This is a genomic window from Pseudomonas sp. F2 (assembly GCF_057174385.1).
Genome location: NZ_CM169904.1, coordinates 1,425,008 through 1,449,621 on the forward strand (window position 1 = coordinate 1,425,008; position 24,614 = coordinate 1,449,621).

24 protein-coding genes are annotated in these 24,614 nt (G+C 59.1%); 14 read left to right on the forward strand and 10 right to left on the reverse strand.

All coding sequences use genetic code 11. From position 1 onward, the window contains the following. The first annotated feature begins 144 nt into the window (after window positions 1-144). Window positions 145-1,047, forward strand: coding sequence for a bestrophin family ion channel (locus tag AC193Q_RS06195; RefSeq protein WP_121185467.1), 903 nt, complete (start codon window positions 145-147; stop codon window positions 1,045-1,047). 43 nt (window positions 1,048-1,090) lie between these two features. Here the strand turns inward: AC193Q_RS06195 and AC193Q_RS06200 are convergent, their stop codons facing one another. Next, on the reverse strand, window positions 1,091-1,342 hold the full coding sequence (locus tag AC193Q_RS06200; RefSeq protein WP_174376762.1) for a hypothetical protein: 252 nt from the start codon (window positions 1,340-1,342) through the stop codon (window positions 1,091-1,093). A 283-nt stretch (window positions 1,343-1,625) separates the two neighbouring features. Here AC193Q_RS06200 and AC193Q_RS06205 point away from each other — a divergent pair, with 283 nt between their 5' ends. After that, complete coding sequence (locus tag AC193Q_RS06205) at window positions 1,626-1,895, forward strand: hypothetical protein (RefSeq protein WP_121185469.1); 270 nt, start codon at window positions 1,626-1,628, stop codon at window positions 1,893-1,895. Window positions 1,896-2,344: 449 nt separating this feature from the next. Here the strand turns inward: AC193Q_RS06205 and AC193Q_RS06210 are convergent, their stop codons facing one another. Together AC193Q_RS06210 and AC193Q_RS06215 are read right to left on the reverse strand one after the other, a co-directional pair. Next, window positions 2,345-2,758 (reverse strand): nuclear transport factor 2 family protein, encoded by a 414-nt coding sequence (locus AC193Q_RS06210; RefSeq protein WP_121185471.1) that lies wholly within the window; start codon window positions 2,756-2,758, stop codon window positions 2,345-2,347. A 138-nt stretch (window positions 2,759-2,896) separates the two neighbouring features. Next, on the reverse strand, window positions 2,897-3,814 hold the full coding sequence (locus AC193Q_RS06215) for a LysR family transcriptional regulator (protein ID WP_086791248.1): 918 nt from the start codon (window positions 3,812-3,814) through the stop codon (window positions 2,897-2,899). Between the two features lie 109 nt (window positions 3,815-3,923). On the opposite strand from AC193Q_RS06215, the gene AC193Q_RS06220 reads away from it, so the two are divergent. Then, entirely contained in the window at window positions 3,924-4,676 is a 753-nt protein-coding gene (locus tag AC193Q_RS06220; protein ID WP_047294458.1) for an SDR family NAD(P)-dependent oxidoreductase, read from the forward strand. A gap of 130 nt (window positions 4,677-4,806) precedes the next feature. On the opposite strand, the gene AC193Q_RS06225 is transcribed toward AC193Q_RS06220, so the two are convergent. Further along, on the reverse strand, window positions 4,807-5,478 hold the full coding sequence (locus AC193Q_RS06225; protein WP_121185473.1) for a lipopolysaccharide kinase InaA family protein: 672 nt from the start codon (window positions 5,476-5,478) through the stop codon (window positions 4,807-4,809). Between the two features lie 320 nt (window positions 5,479-5,798). Between AC193Q_RS06225 and AC193Q_RS06230 the strand changes: the two genes are divergently transcribed. From AC193Q_RS06230 to AC193Q_RS06270, 9 genes are all read left to right on the forward strand, one after another. After that, window positions 5,799-6,788 carry an aldo/keto reductase gene (locus tag AC193Q_RS06230; RefSeq protein ID WP_121185475.1) on the forward strand — a complete coding sequence of 330 codons (990 nt, stop codon included), beginning with the start codon at window positions 5,799-5,801 and terminating at the stop codon, window positions 6,786-6,788. After that, entirely contained in the window at window positions 6,785-7,375 is a 591-nt protein-coding gene (locus tag AC193Q_RS06235) for a flavodoxin (protein ID WP_121185477.1), read from the forward strand. The genes AC193Q_RS06230 and AC193Q_RS06235 overlap by 4 nt, the downstream gene beginning before the upstream one ends. Window positions 7,376-7,399: 24 nt before the next feature. Beyond that, on the forward strand, window positions 7,400-8,392 hold the full coding sequence (locus AC193Q_RS06240) for an aldo/keto reductase (protein WP_121185479.1): 993 nt from the start codon (window positions 7,400-7,402) through the stop codon (window positions 8,390-8,392). A gap of 60 nt (window positions 8,393-8,452) precedes the next feature. Next, complete coding sequence (locus tag AC193Q_RS06245) at window positions 8,453-8,920, forward strand: (R)-mandelonitrile lyase (RefSeq protein WP_047294465.1); 468 nt, start codon at window positions 8,453-8,455, stop codon at window positions 8,918-8,920. 226 nt (window positions 8,921-9,146) lie between these two features. Further along, window positions 9,147-9,923 (forward strand): carboxymuconolactone decarboxylase family protein, encoded by a 777-nt coding sequence (locus AC193Q_RS06250; protein ID WP_182401151.1) that lies wholly within the window; start codon window positions 9,147-9,149, stop codon window positions 9,921-9,923. Between the two features lie 121 nt (window positions 9,924-10,044). Beyond that, a complete protein-coding gene (locus AC193Q_RS06255; RefSeq protein WP_183082880.1) occupies window positions 10,045-10,989 on the forward strand; it encodes an alpha/beta fold hydrolase in 945 nt (314 codons plus the stop codon). Between the two features lie 50 nt (window positions 10,990-11,039). Then, on the forward strand, window positions 11,040-12,092 hold the full coding sequence (locus AC193Q_RS06260; RefSeq protein WP_047294467.1) for an alpha/beta hydrolase: 1,053 nt from the start codon (window positions 11,040-11,042) through the stop codon (window positions 12,090-12,092). 81 nt (window positions 12,093-12,173) lie between these two features. Next, complete coding sequence (locus AC193Q_RS06265) at window positions 12,174-13,067, forward strand: LysR family transcriptional regulator (RefSeq protein ID WP_121185483.1); 894 nt, start codon at window positions 12,174-12,176, stop codon at window positions 13,065-13,067. 180 nt (window positions 13,068-13,247) lie between these two features. After that, window positions 13,248-14,297 (forward strand): 3-oxoacyl-[acyl-carrier-protein] synthase III C-terminal domain-containing protein, encoded by a 1,050-nt coding sequence (locus AC193Q_RS06270; RefSeq protein ID WP_041064001.1) that lies wholly within the window; start codon window positions 13,248-13,250, stop codon window positions 14,295-14,297. 105 nt (window positions 14,298-14,402) lie between these two features. Here AC193Q_RS06270 and AC193Q_RS06275 read toward each other — a convergent pair whose 3' ends face one another. Further along, entirely contained in the window at window positions 14,403-14,867 is a 465-nt protein-coding gene (locus AC193Q_RS06275; protein ID WP_121185485.1) for a DUF3429 domain-containing protein, read from the reverse strand. Window positions 14,868-15,072: 205 nt separating this feature from the next. Here AC193Q_RS06275 and AC193Q_RS06280 point away from each other — a divergent pair, with 205 nt between their 5' ends. Beyond that, on the forward strand, window positions 15,073-16,104 hold the full coding sequence (locus AC193Q_RS06280) for a GNAT family N-acetyltransferase (RefSeq protein WP_239776892.1): 1,032 nt from the start codon (window positions 15,073-15,075) through the stop codon (window positions 16,102-16,104). A gap of 755 nt (window positions 16,105-16,859) precedes the next feature. Here AC193Q_RS06280 and AC193Q_RS06285 read toward each other — a convergent pair. Next, window positions 16,860-17,315, reverse strand: coding sequence for a VOC family protein (locus tag AC193Q_RS06285; RefSeq protein WP_095669142.1), 456 nt, complete (start codon window positions 17,313-17,315; stop codon window positions 16,860-16,862). 408 nt (window positions 17,316-17,723) lie between these two features. Here AC193Q_RS06285 and AC193Q_RS06290 point away from each other — a divergent pair, with 408 nt between their 5' ends. Next, window positions 17,724-19,130: an amino acid permease gene (locus AC193Q_RS06290; protein ID WP_121185489.1), complete on the forward strand. Its 1,407-nt coding sequence runs from the start codon at window positions 17,724-17,726 to the stop codon at window positions 19,128-19,130. Here the strand turns inward: AC193Q_RS06290 and AC193Q_RS06295 are convergent. From AC193Q_RS06295 to AC193Q_RS06310, 4 genes are all read right to left on the reverse strand, one after another. After that, window positions 19,121-20,980, reverse strand: coding sequence for an ABC transporter ATP-binding protein (locus AC193Q_RS06295; RefSeq protein WP_121185491.1), 1,860 nt, complete (start codon window positions 20,978-20,980; stop codon window positions 19,121-19,123). The genes AC193Q_RS06290 and AC193Q_RS06295 overlap by 10 nt on opposite strands. A gap of 106 nt (window positions 20,981-21,086) precedes the next feature. Further along, entirely contained in the window at window positions 21,087-22,697 is a 1,611-nt protein-coding gene (locus AC193Q_RS06300; protein WP_315437729.1) for a gamma-glutamyltransferase, read from the reverse strand. A gap of 25 nt (window positions 22,698-22,722) precedes the next feature. Further along, window positions 22,723-23,814 (reverse strand): polyamine ABC transporter substrate-binding protein, encoded by a 1,092-nt coding sequence (locus AC193Q_RS06305; RefSeq protein ID WP_483879303.1) that lies wholly within the window; start codon window positions 23,812-23,814, stop codon window positions 22,723-22,725. Window positions 23,815-23,834: 20 nt separating this feature from the next. Then, window positions 23,835-24,614, reverse strand: a complete 780-nt coding sequence (locus AC193Q_RS06310; RefSeq protein WP_239776879.1) for an amino acid ABC transporter ATP-binding protein — start codon at window positions 24,612-24,614, stop codon at window positions 23,835-23,837.

A 24,614-nucleotide genomic window follows, 5' to 3' on the forward strand; every position in this document is an offset into this window, starting at 1 on the left:
AATAAAAAAACCGGCGTAATGACCGGTTTTTTTATTGCCTGACAATTGTCGTAACCAAGATGCTCAGTCAACACCGAACCTTTACCCCCGAACCTGCGTCGGAGCTAAGGCGTTAACGCTTACCGCTCGCCACGAGGTTTCCGTTTGAAAGCCACCATCGTCAAAAAATACCGCTTGATCATCAAAACCATGGGCTACGTGGGCTGGTCGCTGTTCTGGCTGTTGCTCTGGGACATCGCCGTCACCGTCGACTTCATGTTGTTCCTCAACGCCAAGATCAACCTGCCGCTGATGCCGCTGACACTGCTCGGTTCAGCGCTGGTGGTGCTGATCAGTTTCCGCAACAGCAGCGCGTACAACCGTTGGTGGGAAGCGCGCACCCTTTGGGGCATGATGATCAACAGCTCGCGCAGCTTCGCCCGGCAGGTGCTGACGCTGCTGGATGATCCGCATAACGAAATCAACCCGGTGAAGGCGACGCTGTTGCGCCGCCATGTGGCGTACGTCAATTGCCTTGCCGCGCATCTGCAAGGTCAGCCTTGCCCGGAGGAAGTCCGCGCGTTCATCCCGGCAGATGAATTCGCCCGCAGCGGCACCACCAACAACTTCGCCAACGACATCCTCACCGGCTCCGCATCGTTGCTGGCCCGGGAATACAAGGCCGGGCGTCTGGACAGCATTCGGCTGGCGCGGCTGGAATCGACCATGGTCGAGCTGTCCAACAGCCAGGGCGGGATGGAGCGGATCGCCAATACCCCGCTGCCCTACCCTTACGTGTACTTCCCGCGTCTGTTTATTTCGCTGTTCTGCCTGATTGTGCCGGTTGGGCTGGTGGAATCGCTGGGCTGGTTCACCCCGCTCGCCTCGACCGTGGTGGGCTTCATGTTGCTGGCCATCGAGCGCATCGGCACCGACCTGCAAAGCCCGTTTCGCCACAGCGAGCACCAGATTCAGATGGAGGCCCTGTGCGAAACCATCGAGAAAAACCTGCAGTCGATGCAGCGTGATTCGTTGGGGGATGCGCGCAGGGTTGAAGAGACTGTTTAAACACATGCACGCCAGGGCATGACGCCCTGGCGAGTCGCAGGTATTACTTTTTCTTTTTCGCCGGCTTGTCAGCCTTCTTTGCATCCTTGGCCTTTTCCGGCTTGCTATCGGCTTTCTTGGCAGACTTTTTCGGTTCGGCGTCTTTCTTCTTGTCTTTCTTGTCGGAAGACTTGGAAAGCGTCGAGGCTGCCGCCGATTTCTTTTCCGGCGAGGACTTTTTGTCTTTCAAGTCCTTGCTGGCTTTCGAAGCATCGTCTTTTTTGCTTTTCTTCTCGTCTTTAGCCACGTTGACCACCTCTCGAAATGTGCCGGTATTGGCACCGGGCCTGTGCGAATGAACACAAGCTGATCGTTAGGCGTGGGCGTTCGGGCGGGGTTCAGATTATTTGACTCGATCCAGCGCCTTGACGAAGACTGGCCGTTCAACAAGTTGTCAATAGCACAGTTGTGCGACTGTTCTGGAGATAGCGCAGTGATAGGCTTTTCTGGCGTCACATTACGCGAATGCCCGATCTGTTCAGAAGGCAGGTCGGGGCCGCTGTATAAGCCCGCTGTCAGTTAACTGAAGGGATTCGACCATGAAAAAGCCCATGACAACTCTGGCCATCTGCGCGACGCTTGCTTTCGCCGCAACCGTCACAAACGCTGCCGTGCATCCAACGACCATCACTGCTCCGCAGACGGTCAAGCAGGTGACCGCTTCGATTGACACACCTTTCTCAACCCAGCGAAAAGCCGGAGAAATCCAGACGGCAAGCCTGGCCAGAAGTTGCTCCGATGAGCGCTATTCCTGGTGGGAATTCAGTGGCTGGGAAATAATCGCCTGTCTCGGAAGCGGTCAGTGGTAATTATTCAAACGAGTCTGGTGCGTGACTTATGTGCTGAGCACGCACCAGCGCCTGTTTTAGCCAACTTGTCACTCTCGCAACCATCAGCATTCCAATAGACGTTGCGCCTGTTGATTGACCCGGGCACTCATGCCTGACCCATGGCCGCAACCACGCCTCTGCCCTGCCCCAGAAACCCTCGTTCTGATGCGCCCCGTTTCATTGGCTTCCCTTGCAAATGAATACGCAAAAATAATGGTACAGAGACAACCCTTCATTCACATTTGAGATGGGTGTCTGAGTTCGACGATGAAGCCAAACTGGGCCCCACAGGTCAGGCTCCCTGAACTGGCTTTACAGGATGGTAACTAGAGTTTTTAAAAACTCTGGGCCGAAAGCGTACATCCGTGAACGGCCAATGGCGGCCAGAAGCGCACAATCCCTGCCCGCCACACCGGAATAATCGCGACTTATTGGCCTCGCTCTGAATCATCCGGCGCGAACGCTTTGGCAGCGGCCACGGTATCCAGGGATTCGCGCAGCAGCTGAATTTTGCCGTCCTTGGCCACCAGGCGGCCGGCGTACATTTGCCGGTAGATGCGCCCAGTGGCGGGCACCAAGGCCTCTACGCTGTATTCGGCAAACGCCTGATCGGGTGTGTCGATCAAAAAGCGCACATTGTGAAATTTGAAATCCGGCACTTTACCGAGCAACGAGCCGATGAATCCCTCGATGGCGGCAGGGCCTTGAACGCGATGGGGTATGCCCAGCGACGCCAGGTACGGCAACTCGAGCACGCCATCCTTTGCGAAAAGTGCTGCCGCCAGGTACGGCGTCTGAATGGCATCCAGGTAATTTTGCAGTAACTCCACGGCATTTTTCATGACGACTTTCTCCGAAACGCATAAGGGACGAGCACACTGCAGGTGCTGACCTGACTACGTTAAGGGACCCCTTCGATTTCAAAAACAGACGTTAATGAAAATCATCGTTTCATAATTGAAAGCCATGTGCGCAACGTCTCATGACGGCCATCGCCATTCGGGCTGGCTTAAATGTTCGGCAAAAAAGTCCGACAGCGCTTTGATCTTTACCGGCCGTGTACGCGCCGAGGGGGTGACGAAATACAAACCGCCACGGGCCATGCTCCATTGCGGTAGCACCACCACCAAGCGCCCGTCTTTCAAGTACTCGCTGGCGATAAATTCCGGCAGTTCGGCGATAGCCAAGCCCTCAAGCAACACCGGCAATAACGCATCCGAGTTGGTCACTCTTAACGGGCCGCTGGGCACCACGTCTTCTTCGCTTCCGTCTTTATGGGTGAACCGCCACACTTGGCTGCGGGCCCGGTAGGCATAACTCAGGCACGTGCGGGACGCGAGTTCGCGGGGGTGGCCAGGATGGCCATGAGCATCCAGATAAGCCGGTGAAGCGACCAGGTATTGAGTGACGGCACACAGGCGCCGTGCAACCAGCGAGGAATCCGGCAATACGGCGATGCGCAAGGCGGCATCGAAGCCCTCGGCGATCAGGTCTACCGAGGCATCTGAAAGGTGCAGGTCAATCGACAGCTCGGGATACTGGCGCAGCAACTGCGGCATCAGCGGTGCCACCCAACGCAAGCCAAACGACATGGGGATCGCCAAGCGTACTTGGCCGCGGGGCTGGACCGACAAATCCTGAGCCTCGCTTTCCACCTCTTCAGCCTGCCGATAAATCTCACCCGCCTTGGCCGCCATGCTCGCGCCGAATTCAGTAAGTGCCAGTTGCCGCGACGTACGGTTGAACAAGCGCCCACCCAGGCGCGCCTCCAACCGCGCGACCGCCCGCGATACCGTTGGCACCGACACGCTCATGACGCGCGCCGCGCCGGCGAACGAGCCCTCTTCGGCCACCTTGGCAAACATTGCCAACCCTTCGAAATCCGGAAGTCTGCTCATTTCATTTCTGCAACGATAGGTTTCAGACAATTCTATTTTGAAAGCTTTTCTTCGTCGATAAGCTTCTCCCACACCGCAACTCACTCAATCGAAATACGGGAGAAACACCATGACTAACAAACTCGAAGGCAAAATTGCATTGGTCACCGGCGGCACTACGGGCATCGGTCTGGCCACTGCCAAACGCTTCGCTCAGGAAGGCGCTCACGTCTATATCACGGGCCGTCGCCAAGCCGAGCTGGACGCCGCTGTCACCGCGGTTGGCAACGCCACCGGCGTGCAGGTGGATTCCACCAACCTTGATCAGCTGGATGCGTTGTATCGCCAGATTGGCGCGACCCACGGTCGGATCGATGTGCTGTTCGCCAATGCCGGCGGTGGATCCATGCTGCCACTGGGTGACATCACGGAGCAGCAGTACGACGACACCTTCAATCGCAACGTAAAAGGCGTGCTGTTCACTGTGCAAAAGGCACTGCCGCTGCTGGCCCCAAAAGCCTCGGTGATTCTCACCGGCTCTACGGCGGGCAGCTCGGGCACCGCCGCCTTCAGTGTGTACGCCGCGTCCAAGGCCGCCGTGCGCTCATTTGCCCGCAACTGGATTCTGGATTTGAAAGACCGCCAGGTGCGCATCAACACCATCAGCCCCGGCGCCACCCGCACGCCTGGCCTGGTTGATTTGGCCGGCCCTGATGCCGCTCAACAGCAGGGCTTGCTCGACTACCTGGCGTCGCTGATCCCCATGGGGCGCGTCGGTGAGGCTGATGAAATTGCCAGCGCCGCGTTGTTCCTGGCCTCGGATGACGCCAGTTTCGTCAACGGTATCGAGCTGTTTGTTGACGGCGGCCAGGCGCAAATCTGAGCAGTCAGCGGGCGACTGTTGCGGTCGCCCGCCAACCCACACCTGAACGCGCCCAGTACCAACCCGGACGGCGTTCGCTGGTGCTGTTGTCAGACGCAGATTGAGCTGGAGTCACTGCCGCACTACCGTCTTACAGGGTTCTGCCAAGGGCTTGCTCGTAGCAGGAAAGGAAATGCCGCCACTGCGACTCATCCCAGAAAGAATGCCGTCTGAGTTGAGGAATGTCGTGACGCGCCGCGCCCATTGCCGTAGCACGACCGCGAGACTTCTCCAGGTCAAGCAGCGCCAGTTCGAAATCGAAGTCAGCGTCGGTAATCGAGGCCTTGATAAAGATGTGTTTGGAACGCATGCAACCGTGCTGCCATTTGCCCGAGTGCAGCCGCGCCAGCATTTGCGCTAAACGTTCAAGCAGTCGCAGATGTTGCGTTGTGGTCAACAGGCTTGCAGCGCCCTGGCCATACCAGGTATCCAGATCGATGAAGCCGCCCAGGTCTTCGGTAACCAGAACACCCTGCCATAGACCGTCAACTTTTCTCGCACCATAAAATACCGGCCTTGGTGCATTCACGCCCAGTTGCTCGAGTCTTGAAAGGGCAACGCCTTCACGCAATGCGGTGGGTCGGCCAGTGGGGTAACGCAGACTGCGGAACAAATGGCCGGTCTGACGCTTTACAAAAAACGTCTTGTCACCTTGAACAATCAGCTGGACACCGCTGGTGCCGCTGCGGCGCACATTCGGCGGTTCCACCCACGACCCGGACGTACCCCACCAAAAATCAAACTCATCGCGTGCCCTGCCCATTGTGTGCTCCATTTTTTGTAGAAATTGTTTCGTGCGACGTCGCAACAGCAGCTCAGTCTATTTGTGGACGTTAATAGTTCCCTATTTATCGCGGATGTTAGGGCCATCTTGAGGCTTTTACGCAACGATGTGACAGAAATTGGCTATTGACGGTGTTTATCCCTTCAGGGAGACCTTTGCTCACATACAGATGCCGGCAGAGCGCGGTCGACACATCGAGTGACTGATGAGTGAGCCTCATAAACCCTTGCCGATTTACCCCTCTAGTGCCCTTAAATCAGCTCGCTTACTGTGCTCCCAACGTCTGACGGGAGATCGACATGCACAAGCGCACACTCGGAAACAGTTCACTGCAAGTGTCAGCTTTGGGCTTTGGCTGCATGGGCTTGAGCCATGGCTACGGTCCAGCGACAGAAACGCCGCAAGCGATCTCGCTGATTCGCACGGCCGTTGATCTAGGCGTCACCTTCTTCGATACCGCCGAGTTCTACGGCCCTTATCTCAATGAGCAAGTCGTCGGCGAGGCGCTGTCCCCGGTTCGTGACCAGGTCGTGATCGCCACAAAATTCGGCTTCGCCGTCGGTGCCGACAATACAAAGCAGACTCTGGACAGCCGGCCCGAACGTATTCGGGTCGCCGTCGAAGGTTCGCTGCGCCGATTGAAAACCGACTACATCGATTTGCTTTACCAACACCGCGTCGATCCGGACGTGCCGATCGAAGACGTCGCCGGGACGGTGAAAGACCTGATTAGCGAAGGCAAGGTCAAGCATTTCGGCCTGTCGGAGGCCGGTGCACAGACCATTCGCCGTGCGCACGCCGTGCAGCCGCTCACGGCGCTGCAAAGCGAATACTCGCTGTGGTGGCGCGAGCCCGAACAGGAAATCCTGCCGACGCTTTGGGAGTTGGGCATCGGCTTCGTGCCGTTCAGCCCTTTGGGCAAGGGCTTTCTCACGGGCACGGTGTCGGCGGAGGCCACTTACGGCAGCGACGATTTCCGCAGCATCGTGCCGCGCTTCAGCCAAGCGGCGCTGCAAGCCAATCAGGGGCTGGTGGTATTGATTCGCCAGATCGCCGCGCAGAAACACGCCACGCCGGCGCAGATCGCTTTGGCCTGGCTGCTGGCGCAAGCGCCGTGGATCGTACCGATTCCGGGCACGACCAAACTGCATCGCCTGGAAGAAAACCTCGGCGGCGCGGACATCACGCTCGATACCGCCGAGCTGAAGGCGATTGATGTTGCGCTGGCGCAGATCCGCATCGAAGGCGAGCGCTATCCCGAGGCCCTTAAAGCGCGTGTCGGTCGATGAGCAACGATCACGATCCGCTGCGGCGCACGGTGATCGCCGCACTGGCCAGCGCTCCGCTGCTGTCGCTCGCCGACACACAAGGCGCCAGTGAAACACCGCGCTCAGGCTCGCGGATTCTGGTCGCGTACTTTTCGCGCTCGGGCAATACCCGCGTGGTTGCCGGGCTGATCCAGCGTGGGCTGGGTGCCGATCTGTTCGAGATTCGCCCGGCCCACGCTTACCCCGAGGACTATCTGCAAACCGTGGAACAGGCGCGTCAGGAGCGTGACAGCGGCTTCGAACCCGAACTGCAAAACAAGGTTCACGCCCTCAGCGACTACGACACGATTTATCTCGGTTTTCCGATCTGGGGTGAAACCGCACCGCCGATCGTGCGCACCTTCCTCAGCGCCCACGACCTGACCGGCAAGACCCTCATCCCCTTCAACACCCACGGCGGTTATGGCTTGGGCAACAGTCGCAGCGTGCTCGTCAAGCACGCGCCGAAGACTAAGGTTCTGGAAGGTTTTGTGATGGAGGGTGAGCAAGAGCGCAAGACCATGGAGCGCGTGAATGGCTGGCTGAGCGATCACCCCCTCACGCGTTAATCGAATTCTGTACGGAGTGACATCATGAAAATCCGCACGTTGGGCAATGGCCTGAAAGTGTCCGCACTGGGCCTTGGTTGCATGAGCATGACGTCGGCCTACGGGCCGGCTGCCGACAAAACCAGCATGATCAAGCTGATTCGTTCGGCCCACGAGCAAGGCGTCACCTTGTTCGACACCGCTGAGGCGTATGGCCCGTTCGCCAATGAAGAACTGCTGGGCGAGGCCTTGCAGCCGATCCGCGAGCAAGTCGTCATTGCTACCAAATTCGGCTTCGATATCGACCTGATCACCGGCGCACGCGGCGGCGGCACCAACAGCCGCCCGGCGCATATCCGCGCCGTGGCCGAGGCCTCGTTGAAGCGTCTGCGCACCGATTGCATCGACCTGTTTTATCAGCACCGCGTTGATCCGCAGGTGCCCATCGAAGACGTCGCCGGCAAGGTCAAGGAGCTGATCGCCGAGGGCAAGGTCAAGCATTTTGGCCTGTCTGAGGCGGGTGTGGAGACCATACGCCGGGCTCACGCGGTGCAACCGGTCACGGCGGTACAGAGCGAATATTCGCTGTTCTGGCGCGGCCCGGAGCTGGAACTGCTGTCGGTGCTGGAAGAATTGGGGATCGGCTTCGTTCCGTTCAGCCCGCTGGGCGCCGGTTTCCTCACCGGTCAGATCGACGAGCACACGCAGTTCGACGCAAGCGATTTCCGCAATGTCGTCCCGCGCTTTTCCCCTGAAGCGCGCAGGGCCAATCTGGCGCTGGTCGATGTGGTGAAAGCCGTCGCGCAACGCAAACACGCCACGCCGGCACAAGTGGCCCTGGCCTGGTTGCTCGCACAGAAACCGTGGATTGTGCCGATCCCGGGTACGACGAAACCGCATCGCCTGGAAGAAAACCTGGGCGCGGTCGAGTTGCCATTGAGCGCAGATGATCTGCGCGTGATCAACGAGCAGATGGCGCAAATTCAGGTGCACGGTGAACGCCTGCCGGAGTCGGCGCTGAAAATGACCGGACTTTGAGTCTGCCCAACGCGGCGCTGCGTGCGGCGCCGCTTCCATTGCCTGACCGGAGTTGATCCGATGAACCGATTGATCGCGCCACTCGTGGCTTTCTCACTCATGACCGCAGAAGCCCAGGCTGCCAGTGAAATCCGCATTACCCCGAACGGTTCCCAGCCCTCGATCAAGGGCGCGGCGCAAAACTTTACCGGCGCGGTGCGCGTTGATGGCCTGTTCAAAGGTGACGCACCTGCGCGCATCGCCGGCGGCACGGTGACCTTCGAACCTGGCGCACGCACGGCGTGGCACACCCATCCGCTGGGGCAAACACTGATCGTCACCGCTGGCGTTGGCTATGTGCAGCAAGAGGGTGGCCCGCGTCAGGAAATCCGTCCGGGCGACACTGTCTGGATTCCGCCGAACACCCGGCACTGGCACGGCGCCACGGCCAACAGTGGCATGACCCACATCGCCATCGCTGAAGCCGAAGACGGCCAGACCGTCACCTGGGCGGAACAGGTCTCGGAGGCGCAATACGCCGGCCAATGAAGTTACAGAATGTGTCGAAGTTGTTCACTCGGTACTCTTCCAGCCAACCATCATCTGACCTCCGGGCCCCGTAACAGCGGGGCCGAGTCAGGACTCCAGCGGTGATGGCAACGTTGACTCATGAGTTTTGCTCAGGAGTCCATGCGCCTTTTCGGGGTTAATCGCCACCACCATCCTCCGTACGATCCAGCAACACCGCAGTGACCTGCAATGGATGGAGCCTTTCATGATGACCACTGACGCACGCAAGTGCACCGCCCTCCCCGCACTCATGGCGCTTTGTCTGGGGGTTGCGGCGATCTTCAGCGTTACCACTCAAGCAGCCGAGGCAGCGCAAACCATGACCAAGACACCCGCCAGCGCAACGACATTGTCGAGCCAACAACAAGCGATTCCACTGATCGCGGCTTTCATGGCGACCAGCGACATGCCTCACCTCAACGCGGCGCTCAACCAGGGACTCGATGCCGGCTTGACCATCAGCGAAACCCGCGAAGTTCTGGTGCAGCTCTACGCGTATGTGGGCTTCCCGCGCAGCCTCAACGCCTTGAACGAACTGATGACGGTGGTGCAGGCGCGCAAACAGCGCGGCATCGATGATGCGCCGGGACGCGAGCCGGGACGCGCTATCCCGACCGGTGACGAACTGCTGGCCGCCGGCACCGCGAATCAAACCAGAATCTCCGGCGGCCCGGTCAAAGGCCCGGTGTTCGAGTTCGCTCCGGTGATCAACCGGTTCCTGCAAACGCACTTGTTCGGCGACATCTTCGAGCGCGACAACCTCGACTGGCAAAGCCGCGAACTGGCGACTGTCGGGGCGCTGGCAGCCACGCCTGGGGTGGAATCGCAGCTGCGCTCGCACATGGCGGCGAGCCTGCGCGTCGGTCTCAGCGCGGCACAGTTGCGCCAGGTTACCGAGCTGCTGAAAAAACACGGCGATGCGCAGACGGCTGAACGTGCCGACACCGCGCTGACCCAAGCCCTCGCAGCTTCGGGGGCATGACATGAAAGCTGCAAAACATTTGCTGTGCCTCTCACTGTTGAGCCTGTTGGCGGCCTGCGCAAACCCTTCCAAAGGCCCGCTGCTGATCCAGAAGCAAGGCAGCTTCGCCGCTGGCGGAACGATGATCACGGCACCGGGCACTTTCAAACCGCGCCAACCGATGGCGCCCAACGGCCAGACTTACCACGGTGACCACGCCTACGCGTTCTATCAGATCCCGGTCGATGCGCGAAAACTGCCCATCGTCATGTGGCACGGCGCGGGGCAATTTTCCAAGACCTGGGAAACCACTGCCGATGGCCGCGAGGGGTTTCAGAACATCTTTCTGCGCCGGCACTACGGCGTCTATCTGATCGATCAGCCTCGGCGTGGCGATGCCGGACGCAGCATGGTCGAGACCACACTCAAGCCTGTGCCTGACGAACAACTGTGGTTCAACCAGTTCCGCATCGGCCTGTGGCCCAACTACTTCAATGGCGTACAAGTGGCACAGGACGCACAAACCCGCGAGCAGTTTTTCCGGGCGATGACGCCAAACACCGGGCCGTTCGACATGGGCGTGGTCTCCGACGGCGTGTCGGCGCTGTTCGACAAAATCGGCCCGGGGATTTTGTTCACCCATTCGCAAGGTGGCGGGCCGGGCTGGTTGACGGCGATCAAGAACGACAAGGTCAAAGCCATCGTGGCATTCGAACCGGGCAGCAGTTTCGTGTTTGCTGACGGTGAAGTGCCGGCGCCGATTCCCAGCGCGTTCGACACGGTGCAAGGCGCAGCGGTGCCCATGGAGCAATTCATGGCGCTGACGCGCATTCCGATTCTGATCCTCTACGGCGATAACATCCCGGAACAGGCCGTCGACCTGCCTGCTCAGGACAGTTGGCGCGCACGCTTGAAAATGGCCCGGCTTTGGCGTGACGCGGTCAATCGACATGGCGGTGATGTGCGACTGATCCACCTGCCGGAGATTGGCATTCACGGCAACACCCACTTCCCCATGTCGGATCTGAACAACGTGCAGATCGCTGACCTGGTCGCGCAATTCCTCAAAGAAAAACAGCTGGACTGACCCCAACACTTTTGCAACTGCCGCCCTAATTGATTGCTCAGGAGCTTCACGTGAAGAACACTCTCAAAGCCACGCTCATGTCGGCATTGGTCGGCCTCTCGGCGGGCGAGGCCTTGGCCGCCGACTACAAAAAGAACCCTTTCACCCTCGCCTACGACGGCGCAATCAGCAAGAACGAACCGGGCAAGGTCAATATCCACCCGGTCAAGTACACGCTCAATGGTCTGGACATCGCCGCCAACGTGTACACCCCGGCCAACTACGACGCGAAAAAGACTTACCCGACCGTGGTCGTTGCACACCCCAATGGCGGCGTCAAAGAACAGGTTGCCGGTCTGTATGCCCAGCGCCTGGCGGAACAGGGCTACATCACCATCACGGCCGATGCGGCCTATCAGGGCGCCAGCGGTGGTCAGCCGCGCAGCATCGATAAACCGGCGTATCGCATCGAGGACATCCACGGCATGGCCGACTTCATCAGCCAGTTTGCCGGTGTCGATGACAAGCGTCTGGGCCTGCTTGGCATCTGCGGCGGTGGCGGCTATTCGTTGGCGGCGGCGCAAACCGATAAACGCTTCAAATCGCTGGCGACCGTAAGCATGTTCAACTCGGGCCGGGTACGCCGCAACGGCTACAACGACTCGCAAATCGACAGCATCCAGCAACGTTTGCAACAGGCATCAGCAGCCCGCGCGCAGGAAGCGGCCGGCGGTGCGGTGCTGTATTCGGGCGATGCCAACCTCACCGATGAGCAGATAGCCAAACTGCCCTTCGAACTTTATCGCCAGGGCTACGAGTACTATTGGAAAACCCACGCACACCCCAACTCGACTTTCAAATACACCACCAGCAGCTTGCTGGATTTGATGCGTTTCGACGCCACCGACCACATTGAACTGATAAATCAACCCTTGCTGATGATCGCCGGCAGCAAGGCCGACAGCCTGTACATGACTCAGGATGCCTTCCCCAAAGCCACCGGCACCACGGACAAGGAAGTGTTCATTGTCGATGGCGCGACGCACATCGAAACCTACTGGGTGCCGCAATATGTTGATGCGGCGATTGGCAAGCTGAGCGAATTTTACGCACGCACCCTGTGATGAGCGCCTTGAGGGTCGCGCATCCATGCGCAACCTGCTTTCATGGAATAATCCCGCGTCCCTCATGAGAGGCCCTCATCAATGTCCCGCGCCAACCTCAACGACCTGCAAGCCTTCGTGGTGATCGCCCGCGAAGGCAGTTTTACCCGCGCAGCCGCACAGCTGGGCGTCTCGCAGTCGGCGCTGAGCCACACCATGCGCGCCCTTGAAACTCGGCTGGGCGTGCGCCTGCTGACGCGAACCACACGCAGCGTTTCGCCGACCGAGGCCGGCCAGCGCTTGTATCAGTCGATGGCGCCGCGCTTCGATGAGATCGAACTGGAACTGGCTGCGGTCAGTGAATTTCGCGACACCCCGGCCGGTAATGTGCGGATCTCGGCGTCCGAACATGCCGCCAACAATATCCTCTGGCCGAAGCTGTTGAAGGTGCTGCCCGCTTACCCGGACATCAAGGTCGAAATCACCGTCGACTACGCCCTTTCCGACATCGTTGCACAGCGCTATGACGCCGGCGTGCGTCTGGGCGATCAGGTGGCGAAGGACATGATTGCCGTGCCGATCGGCCCGTCATTGCGCATCGCGGTAGTGGGTTCTCCCGAGTATTTCAAGCACCGACCGATCCCGCAGGCACCGAGCGATCTGGCTGCGCACAACTGCATCAATCTGCGCCTGCCCACCCACGGCAGCCTGATGCAATGGGATTTTGAAAAAGACGGTCACGAACTCAAGGCGCGCGTCGAGGGGCAATGGACGTTCAACAGCAGCATGCCGATCCTGCGTGCGGCGGAGGCAGGTTGCGGGCTGGCGTTTCTGCCGGAAGACATGGTCATGAGCCAGTTGTCCAACAGCACACTGGTGCGCGTACTTGAGGATTGGTGCCAACCGTTTGCCGGTTACCACCTTTACTACCCGAATCGTCGTGAACATTCGTCCGCGTTCGGGGTTGTGGTGGATGCGCTCGTTTATAAGGAATGACGCGTTAAATTGACTCAGATCATGATTCAATTCGATTGAGGAAAATAACCAACAACTTTCTTGATCCGCATTTTCTTTGTGCTAAAAGTATTGCCGCCAGTGGCTCCTTACAGGGATGAGTAAGGGTTTGCTCATCCGCAGCCATTGCCCACGGATGCATACTTTCAACAAGGAAGTCATATGAAAATAGTTGGGCTGTCCGGGATTCTCCCGTCACGCATTATCAGCAATCAAGACGTTATAAACCTGGTCGAGGAACACTCTAAAGATACCTTCCAGGAAGACTTGCCAAAAACCTTGAAGACCATCAGCAAGTTGCTTGAAAAAAGCGGCAGTGGCACGCGGCACTGGCTGGGCGCCGACGAGACGCCGATGGAACTGATGGAGACAGCGTTCAACTCCGCGCTCGCCCAGGCCAATATCGACAAGGCCGACCTGGATCTGTTGATCTATCCGAACGTCACGCGAGGCTTCATCGAGCCGGCCAACAGTACGTTCATCGCCAAGGCGCTGGGGCTGAGCTGCAGAAACTTCGATGTGGTGGACGCCTGCAACGGCTGGGTGACCGCCATGGATGTCATCAACAGTAAAATGCAGGCCGGCGAGATTCGCTACGCGGCGATCGTCAATATGGAATTTGGCATGTCTGCTGGCGGGCCGGTGATGCCCAAGAACTTCTCTTTACAGTCGTCGGCGGAACTGGCTTACAAGTTTCCGAGTTTTACCATTGGCGAAGCTGTCACGGTCACCATTCTCAGTCATGAAGCCCCCGGCAACTTCAAGTTCTCGTACATCAACAGGCCGGACTTGAGTGACTTGTCGACCATCTCCCTGCCGGACTGGAAACTGTTCTGCAATGAGGAAGATATTCCGCGTATTTCACCGACCGGCGGCCAGTATCAATTCAATTCCTACGCAGCAGCCTTGCATGAAGATGGCCGCAACGAAGCGATAAAAGTCTTCAACTTGCAAAACGTCTCTGCGGCGGATGTTCATAAAGTATTTATTCATACCGGTTCACCCAAGATGTGGGAGCACATTGGGCAACTGATCGGTATTGATCACAAGCTGCACCATGTCGGGCACAAAACCGGCAACATCATTACCGCGTCCATCCCCTACGGCATCTTCGATGCGATGAGTCGCGGCGAAGCCGAGACCGGGCAGTTTTGCATGGGCTGGGCGGGCAGCGGCGGGATGGTTTTCTCTGCGCTGTCGTTTACCTTGTAGGGCCTGATGCAACTTGCCGTCGTGAGGCGGCAAGTTGCTCGTCCATGATCAAAACGGTTGATTGTTAAGACGCTCTCACTGCAGACGATTCGGGCAGGCGCGGTTTCACGAATGAATGACTACAGCAACTGCGCCAGTCAGCAGGCAAACACACGCCACGGCCGTCAGGCGCAATCGCATTGGCAGGTACCAGGTTTGCAGGCTCACAACCCGAACCAACTGCCGGTCTTGCCAGAAGTGCACGACAAATCCGATGATCAACAGCAAGCAACCCACTGGCACCAGCAGTAACGTGCTGAGCCAAGCGACAAGTGCCGGAATGACACTCCATACAAGACGGTCGCGGCGCAATTCATCACTCATGTTTTGCACTGACATGGCGAACCCCCAGTGCAAGGCGCCGATGAAGCTGAGGATGACAGCGCCATAGTTGACCAGCGCTACCGCCCAAAACATTCGATATTCCAAAGATGTGAGGATGAGTAGCACAAGGCCGATAAACGGTAGCAAACCGCCATAGCCCAGCAGACTGACATACCTTGGCGGCGAGAGCGAAGACGACAGGTTCATTTCAATTGCTTCCAGTGCCCGATACACAAGACTGTAGACCCAAAAGCTCCGACCTGATGCGCCCGCCGTCGCGCATAAACGCCCTTCCTCCCCAGCAATTCGATATGAGTGTCAGTCTGTTACGCCCAGCCCTTCCCTGACTGTATCTGTGCGCCTGGCCACTTTGCTGCGAGTATTCCTGCACTCACCTGGCGCAGTGAATTTGATGGACCTTATTGCTGATTTCCCCGAGTTTTTCCTGCCACGCTGCACGCTGCGGCGAATTCATCGTCGTGATGTCGATGCGATTTTCGCCGGGCTGTCTCACCCGCAGGTGATTGCCCACTATGGCGTGTCTTACAACAGCCTCGAAGCGACGGACGAACAGATGCGGTGGTACGACGCGTTGCTGGAAGAACGCCGGGGTATCTGGTGGGGCATCGCACTGCCGGGGCGCGATGAATGGGTGGGCGCCTGTGGCTTCAATGATTGGTCTCATGCCGATCGCTGCCTGGATATCGGCTACTGGCTGATGCCGGACTACTGGGGGCGAGGTCTGATGCAGGCTTGCCTGCCCACCCTTCTGCGCTTCGCCTTGAGCAACCTCGGCGTGCACCGCATTCACGCCGACGTCGAGCCGGAAAACCCCGCCAGCGCCCGCCTGCTGGAGCGGCTCGGTTTCGTGTTTGAGGGAACCCTGCGGGAGTTGGAGTACAAGGACGAGCGCTTCCTCAGCCTGCACCAGTACAGCCTGCTGGCCACTGACCCGGCGGCGCGAGCGTTATTGGAGGACGAGACGCCGATCCTGCGGCCATGCCGTGGCGCGGAGGCACCGGCGCTGAGTGCCCTGGCCCGGCGCAGCAAGGCCCACTGGGGTTATCCCGAAGCGTGGATGGAGGCCTGGGAACCGGCGCTGACGTTAACCCCGGCACAACTGACCGGCCATTACGCGGTGCTGGTCGCGGCGGATGGCCCGCTACTGGGATTCTGTGGGTTGGAGCGCGACGAGGATGGCTGGCAACTGGAGCATTGCTGGGTCGACCCGTCGGCCATGAACGGAGGCCACGGACGACGCCTGGTGGAGCATGCACTGGCTGTGGCATGCGGCCTGGGCGTGTCCACCTTGTCGGTGGAGTCCGATCCGTCGGCCCAAGCCTTCTACGAGCGGCTCGGGGCCCGGCACGTGCGCAATGTATCGCGCCCGGTGTGTGGCGAGCCCCGGCAACTGCCGGTACTTGAATGGTGGCTTGGTGAGTAACGCTTTGTGGCGAGAGAGGATGGCAGATTTATTGGCTGCTGGCGGGCTGCTTTTGGCCGAAGAGAGTTGTTTGTGGGTGGCAGCTATTGGCTGCGGATTCAACCGGTCGACTGATTACGGACACAAGGCAGTCAGTCAATAATGGATAATGGCAGAAACCGGCCCCAAGAAAACTTTAGCTGCTTAGATATCAACGCAGATTGGTCTCTGCAATGGACTGTAAATTTATGATTACTACGGTGGACCAATATGATTGCTCAAACTATTTCGTCGTCGTGCATGGCATTGACGCTCAAACCTATGAACGGATGGCTGTTCACTTTGAATGTCGTCGCGGCGGTGTGCGACCGACGGACCAAAGCAGGTTTATCTCTATCCCAGTAACAGTTGACACTCTAGGTAGCACTCTTGCTTGGGTCAAAACCGAGTTGAACGGGCGCCATTACGAGCTGCATTTGATTGTGTCCGTCGCGACAAACTTGTCTTGGGGCGAGGTTCTCATCCCCCCGCAAATAGCTTTGCTCGCTGGCCAGGCTGAAGCCGCGATTAAGATTGCGTTCCAACTCAAGCGAACTTGATCCGATGGCAGGCAGTGCCTGCTTTGTAGATCCGTCTTTCCCTAACGGCTGCTTTTGGCCGACCTATCCCAGTTGTTGCCTGTTAGCGAAGGGCTGCAATCGAATAAAAGCCGGCATTGGCACCACGCCGCTCGCTGCCATTGCCAAGTCACCTGATCCAGGAGTGGCCGCTGTTTTTCAGATAAACGCAGTCTGGATAAACGCTTCCAGCGCCTTTTCTTCGAGTATCTCAATAGAAAAATGCCCGAAGCGCTTTGGTAACCAGATAATGCGTGCGCCGGCCGGGGATTGCAGATTCGCGCGAGGCAATGGCGCTCCATTTTCGTCTTGAGGCTGAACACCCGCGTCCATCAGCTCGTCATAGGCTTTTTCGATATCTTTCGTTGAGTAGCAGTGGCGGTAAATCATGCCTTCACCCGAGGAATCCAAAAGCTCTTTCAGATTGCCTGCCAACGGTTGCACCAGCATGAAACGTTCTTGACCTATCAATGCAATCGCGTAGCGGACATGCAGACCGCCCCGCTCCCAGACAAGCGTTTTGGAAATCCTGGCGTTTAGTATGTGTGCGTAGTATGCACAGGCTTCCTCGAGATTATTGACCAGTACATCTACATGACTGAACTTCAGATCCATTGCATAGCCCCTGTCCAAAAGCCCCCATCGTAATAGTCAGCCGCCCGCCGGCGGGCGCTGTCTGAACTACCGCCCTGAATGTTGACATATTCGACTCGATCTTTTTCCCGGCTGACGCGCGGTTCAGTCGAATAGCTGAGAGATTCGTAGAAAATTCCAGTACGACCTCATGGTATTCACATGTCGATATCAGACACGATCATGGCGCAATCAGGCTACTGAATCAGCGACAAGGCCGGCTAAGGTGCCGTGTCTTCGTATCAAACGACCCCGCTCGGATCATGGGGTTGATAAGAACTGCGGCGGTTGGACGGGCTTCTTTCGGGAGTTTCAGCAGGCAACGATGGTGCTCGATCGGGTGCCCGTTCAATTCGCTTAAATGTCGATCAGCAGAGAATAAAAATACCGATGATCAGCCCGATCTCCATGGATTCGAGTAGCCAATTGGCGCAGGGCTTCAAGCCTCGTCACGTCACAATGCTGTCCATCGCCGGGATTATCGGCGCCGGTTTGTTCGTCGGTTCAGGGCACGCCATTGCCGCAGCAGGGCCGGCGGTGCTGCTCGCCTATCTGTTTTCCGGTTTGCTCGTCGTGCTGGTCATGCGCATGCTCGGCGAGATGGCGGTGGCCAATCCGGACACCGGTTCTTTCTCCACCTATGCCGACCAGGCCATCGGCCGCTGGGCCGGTTTTACCATCGGCTGGTTGTACTGGTGGTTCTGGGTGCTGGTCATTCCTATCGAAGCGCTGGCAGCCGGGCATGTGTTGAACCAATGGTTTCCGCAGGTCGATGCCTGGCTGTTCGCGTTGGGATCGATCATTGCGCTGGTGGTGACCAACCTGTTCAGCGTGTCCAAATATGGTGAGTTCGAGTTCTGGTTCGCCATGGCCAAAGTGGTGGCGATCATCGGCTTCATCGGTGTCGGTTTTGCCGTGTTGATGGGCTGGGTTCCCGACCGTGAAGTCAGCGGATTGAGCAGTCTGATGGCCACGCACGGCGGTTTTGCGCCCAACGGCTTGTCGGCGGTGGTCGGCGCTTTCATCACGATCATGTTCAGCTTCATCGGCACTGAAGCGGTGACCATTGCCGCTGCCGAATCGAATAACCCGGCGCAGAACATTGCCAAGGCCACCCGCTCGGTGATCTGGCGCATTGGCGTGTTCTACCTGCTGTCGATCTTCGTGGTCATCTCCGTAGTGCCCTGGAATGATCCGTTGCTGGCCTCGGTGGGCTCGTATCAGCGCGCCCTGGAAATCATGAACATTCCAAATGCAAAGTTCATGGTCGACGTCGTCGTCCTGATCGCCGTGGCCAGTTGCATGAACTCCTCGATCTACATTGCCTCGCGCATGTTGTACTCGCTCGGTCGTAGAGGCGATGCACCGAAAGCGCTGAAGGCGACTTCCGCGGCCGGTGTGCCGCGGGCCGCCGTGATCGCCAGCACCGTGTTGGGCGCGTCGATCACCGTATGGAGCTACTTCATGCCCGCCGGGCTGTTCGAGTTTCTATTGGCCAGTTCCGGGGCGATTGCCTTGCTGGTGTACCTGGCGATTGCGGTGTCGCAGCTGCGCATGCGGCGGATATTGCAACAGCGCAAGGTCGAGCTGACCTTCCGCATGTGGCTGTTTCCCTGGCTGACGTGGCTGGTGATCGGCTTCATCTGTGCGGCGCTGGCGGTCATGATGATCACCCCGCAGCACCGCACTGAAGTCACCACCACTATTGGTCTGGCGCTGGCAATCTCCTTTATCGGCCTGATGACGTCGCGTCACCCTGCCCCGACGGCACGAGCAACGTCGGTGGGTCAGGCCTGATCCACCGCCTCGATCACGCCTTTGTCCTCACCTAGGAAGCCGCCGCTCTGATGCGCCCACAGCCGTGCATACACGCCGTTTTTCTCCAGCAATTCGGCGTGGGTGCCCTGCTCGATGATGCGTCCGTCATCCATGACAATCAGCCGGTCCATCGCTGCAATCGTCGACAGTCGATGCGCGATCGCGATCACGGTCTTGCCCTGCATCATGTCGTCGAGGCTTTCCTGAATCGCCACTTCAACCTCCGAATCCAGCGCACTGGTGGCTTCGTCCAATAGCAGAATCGGTGCGTTCTTCAGCATCACCCGGGCAATCGCCACCCGTTGGCGCTGGCCGCCGGACAGCTTGATCCCGCGCTCGCCCACCAGAGTGTCGTAACCGGTATGACCCTGGCGATCGCTCAATTGGCTGATGAATTCGTCAGCCTGGGCGTTGGCCGCCGCACGGCGGATCTGCGCGTCGGTGGCATCGGGCCGGCCGTAGGCAATGTTGTCGCGAATCGAGCGGTGCAGCAGCGAAGTGTCCTGCGTGACCATGCCAATGGCACTGCGCAGGCTGTCTTGAGTCACGTGCGCAATGTTCTGGCCGTCGATACGAATCTCGCCACTGTCGACATCGTAGAAACGCAGCAGCAAGTTGATCAGCGTCGATTTGCCGGCACCGGAGCGGCCCACCAGACCGATCTTCTCCCCGGGACGGATGCTCAGGCTCAGGCCATCGAGCACCTGACGCTCGCCACCGTAATTGAATTTCACCTTGTCGAACGTCACTGCGCCGCCCGAGGTCACCAGCACGCCGGCATCCGGCGCGTCCTGCACCTTGGTGCCCTGGGTCAGGGTCGCCATGCCGTCCTGAACGGTGCCGATGCTTTCGAACAGCGAGGTCATCTGCCACATGATCCAGTTCGACATGCCATTGATCCGCAACGCCATGGCGGTGATCGCCGCCACCGCGCCGGCGCCGACATCGCCCTGGTGCCACAGCCACAGGGCATAGCCGCCCGCTGACATGATCAATGCCACCACCAGGGCCTGATTGACGATCTCGAACAGGCTGACCAGACGCATCTGGCGAAAACCGGTCTGCTTGAAATCCTCCATCGCCGCCCGCGCAAAGTGCGCTTCGCGGTTGGAGTGGGAGAACAACTTCACCGTGGTGATGTTGGTGTACGCGTCGGCAATACGCCCGGTCATCATCGAGCGCGCATTGGCCTGCTCCTGGCCGACCTTGCCCAGGCGCGGCACGAAATATCCCATGGCCAGCCCGAACAACACGACCCACGCGAGAAACGGCAGCATCAGCTTCAGCGCAAAACCGCCGGCCAAGGCGATGATCGCGATGAAGTACACGCCAATCCCGGGCAGGATCTCGATCATGGTGAACAGCACGTCGCGCACGGCAAGCGCTGTCTGCATCACCTTGGTCGTGACCCGTCCGGAAAACTCATCGGAGAAAAACGAAAGGCTTTGCCGCAGCATCAGCCGATGGAAATCCCAGCGCAGGCGCAGCGGCAGGTTAATTGCCAGAATCTGGTGCTGAACCATGGTACGCAATGCCACCAGCCCGACACTGAGCACCATGACGATGCCCATACCCCACAACACGCGACGCTCCTGCGCGGCCGCTTCCCCGCCCGCCTGCCAGGTCGAGAGCAGATCGACGACCTGGCCGAGGAAGGAAAACAGCCAGGCTTCATAAACCGACACGGCGGCGCTGAGCAACGCCAGCGCGAGGACGTAGCCGCGTGCCCCTCGAGTGCAGGCCCAGAGAAACCTGACCAGACCGTTGGGCGGCGGTGGCAGCTCGTCAGGCGGGAAAGGGTCGAGTCTTCGTTCAAACACACGAAGCATGGTGTTCTCCAAAACAGTCAAGTCAGGGAGATTCTGCCATCGATTGGATCCCGGGAGGTCTTTGTGAAAAAGTGTGTGCTCCTGACCTGACGAGTACCTGCCGTCTCTACCAAACCGCAATATGCGAATCCGCCCTCGGCTCGGTCCCGCCACACAGCACACCCGTCACCGGATCACGCAAAATGATCTGCCCGCGTCCGTAATCCGTGAGGTCACTGGCGATCTGCACCTCATGTCCACGACGCGCCAACGCATTGGCCAGATCCCTTGAAGCGCCCTGCTCGATGCCGACCTTCATCCCGCCCAGCCACTGCCAGCGCGGCGCGTCCAGTGCCGACTGCGGGTTCAGGCCGAAATCCACCAGGTTCATGACCATTTGCACATGGCCTTGCGGCTGCATGTAGCCGCCCATCACGCCAAACGGCCCCAGCGCCTGGCCGTCCTTGGTGAGGAAGCCGGGAATGATCGTGTGAAAGGTCTTTTTGCCGGGCGCCAACGCGTTGGCATGCTCGGGATCAAGGCTGAATTCCTGCCCTCGGTTTTGCAGGGCAATGCCGCTGTCGGGCAGCACCACGCCGGAGCCGAAGCCGTGGTAATTGCTCTGGATGAACGAGACCATGTTGCCCTGCCCGTCCGCGGTGGCCAGGTACACCGTGCCACTGGCGTGTGGATCGCCCGGCTTCGGCGGCTGCGCCTGATCGCCAATCTGAGCACGGCGGCGGGCGCTGTAGCCGTCACTCAACAGATCGGCCACGGCCACGCGCATGTGCAGCGGATCGGTGATGTAGTGCAGACCATCGCTGTAGGCCAGCTTCATCGCTTCCAGCTGGCGATGCCAAGTCTGCTGACTGTCACGGTGGTCGAAGTCGAAACCTTCAAGAATCTTCAGCGCCATCAGCGCCACCAGCCCCTGCCCGCTCGGCGGGATTTCCCAGACATCCACGCCGCGATAATTGACGTGGATGGGCTCGACCCACTGCGCGCGGTAATGCTCAAGATCCGTGGCGCGCAGATAGCCGCCCGTTGCCCGCGAATGCGCATCCAGGCGTTGCGCCAAATCGCCGCGATACAAACTCTCGCAACGCGTGAGGGCCAGTTCTTCGAGGGTTCGCGCCTGCGCCGGGTTACGGAAAATCTCTCCGGCCCTGGGCGCGCGACCGTCAATCAAGAACGTGTCGAACCAGGCCTGCAGCCCTTCATTGCGATAGGGACTGAATTCATCCAGCGCGATCTGCCATTGATGGGCAACCACCGGCGACAGCGGAAAACCGTCTCTGGCCAGACTGATCGCCGGTTGCAGCAAATCGGCGAACGGCAACACACCAAAACGTTGCGACAGCTCGGCCCAGGCCGATGGACAACCGGGCACCGTCACGGGCGTCCAGCCATACAACGGCATTTGCTCATGGCCGGCCGTCTTCACCGCTTCGATGCTCAGACTGGCCGGGGCATGGCCGTTGGCATTGAGGCCATGCAACTGATCCTTGAACCAGACCAGCGCAAACGCATCGCCGCCCAGGCCACACCCCGTAGGCTCGACCACGGTCAGTGCCGCCGCCGTGGCGATGGCGGCGTCGATCGCGTTACCACCCTTTTGCAGCATCTCGATACCGGCCTGCGCGGCCAAAGGTTGGGACGCCGCAACCATGCCACGACGGGCGAAGACGCTTTGGCGTTGCGACGGATAAGGGTATTCGTGAGCAGAAAATTTCAACATGGCAAAGGCTCTTCAAATCAGCAATTCATTGGCCGGACTTGATCCGGTTCCATTCGCGGGTGATCAGACGCTGGATGTTTTCCGGCAGATCGGCGGAGACGAAGGCGTGGTTGATGACATCGTCAGTCGGGTAGATCCCCGGATTGCCGCTGACCTTCGGATCCATCAGCGCCGTGGCATCCTTGTTCGGGTTGGCGTAGCCGACGTAATCGCTGACCGGTGCAATCACCTCTGGGCGCAGCAGGTAATTGATAAACGCATGGGCGTTAGCGACGTTAGCGGCGTCTTTGGGGATCGCCAGCATGTCAAACCAGAGGTTTACGCCTTCCTTGGGAATCAGGTAACGAATGTCGATGTTTTTGCCCGCCTCGCGCGCCCGGGTCTGGGCCTGCATCACGTCACCGGAATAGCCGATCGCCACGCAAATGTCGCCGTTGGCCAGGTCGGCGGTGTACTTCGACGAGTTGAAATAGGTCACCGAAGGCCGCAACGTCATCAGCAGTTTCGACGCCTGCTTGTAATCCTCAGGCTTGACGCTGTTGGGGTCCAGCCCGAGGTAAAGCAGGGCCTGGGGAATGATCTTCACCGGCGCATCGAGGAACGCCACGCCGCAGCTTTTCAGCTTGGCGAGGTTCTGCGGGTCGAACACCATTGACCAGGAATCGAGCGGCACATCCTTGCCCAGCACGGCGCGGACTCTCTCCTCGTTGTAGCCGATGCCTACCGTGCCCCACATGTACGGCACGGCGTATTGGTTGCCGGGGTCGGCAGCCTGCAGACGTTGCATCAAACGCGGGTCGAGGTGCTTCCAGTTATCGAGCAATCCACGTTGCAGCGGCTGATAGGCGCCGGCGCGAATCTGCTTGGACAAAAACTGGCTGGACGGCACCACCACGTCATAGCCCGAATGCCCAGAGAGCAACTTGGCTTCGAGCATTTCATTGGTGTCGAAAATGTCGTACTGAACCTTGATCGTGCTGGCCTTTTCGAAGTTCTTCAGCGTGTCGGGACCGATGTAATCGGACCAGTTGTAGACCTTCACCACCGAGTCGGCGGCCTGAAGCATGGGGACCACGGCGGCGCAGCACAGCGCCGCAAACACACTCGATAAACGCATCGTCGATGTCCTTGTGAAATTCACAGCACGCGGCTGAGGAAGGCCTGGGTTCGGGGATGAGTCGGACGGCTGAAGATCTGTTCCGGCGGGCCTTGTTCGATCAGTTCGCCCTGATCGAGCACCACCACCCGGTCGGCGACCTCGCGGGCAAAGCCCATTTCATGGGTGACCACGACCATGGTCATGCCCTCCTCGGCCAGCTCTTTCATCACTTGCAGAACCTCGCCGACGGTTTCCGGGTCGAGGGCGCTGGTGGGTTCGTCGAACAGCATCGCCTGCGGTTTCATCGCCAGCGCTCGGGCGATCGCCACTCGTTGCTGCTGGCCGCCGGAAAGCATCGACGGGTAATGCCCGGCCTTGTCTGCCAGCCCGACTCGCTTGAGCAAGGCTCGCGCCTGTTCCAGCGCAGCCTGGCGTGGCACACCCAACACCTGAATCGGTGCTTCGATGATGTTTTCCAGAGCGGTCATGTGCGGGAACAGGTTGAAGCGCTGGAACACCATGCCGATGTCGCGGCGCTGGCGGGCGATGTTGCGCTCCGAGTCGCGCACCAGACTGCCGTCCGCCCGGGTGCGATAGCCCATGGGCCGACCGCTGACCCGGATCTCCCCGCCCTGAATGTCTTCGAGCAGGTTGATGCAGCGGATAAACGTGGTTTTGCCCGAGCCCGAAGCGCCGATCAGCACCACCACTTCGCCACGGCGCACTTGCAGCGAGATGCCCTTGAGAATCTGTAGATCGCCGAAAGACTTGTGAATGTTCAGCGCTTCGATGATCAGTTCGTCAGTTGGCTGCGCCAT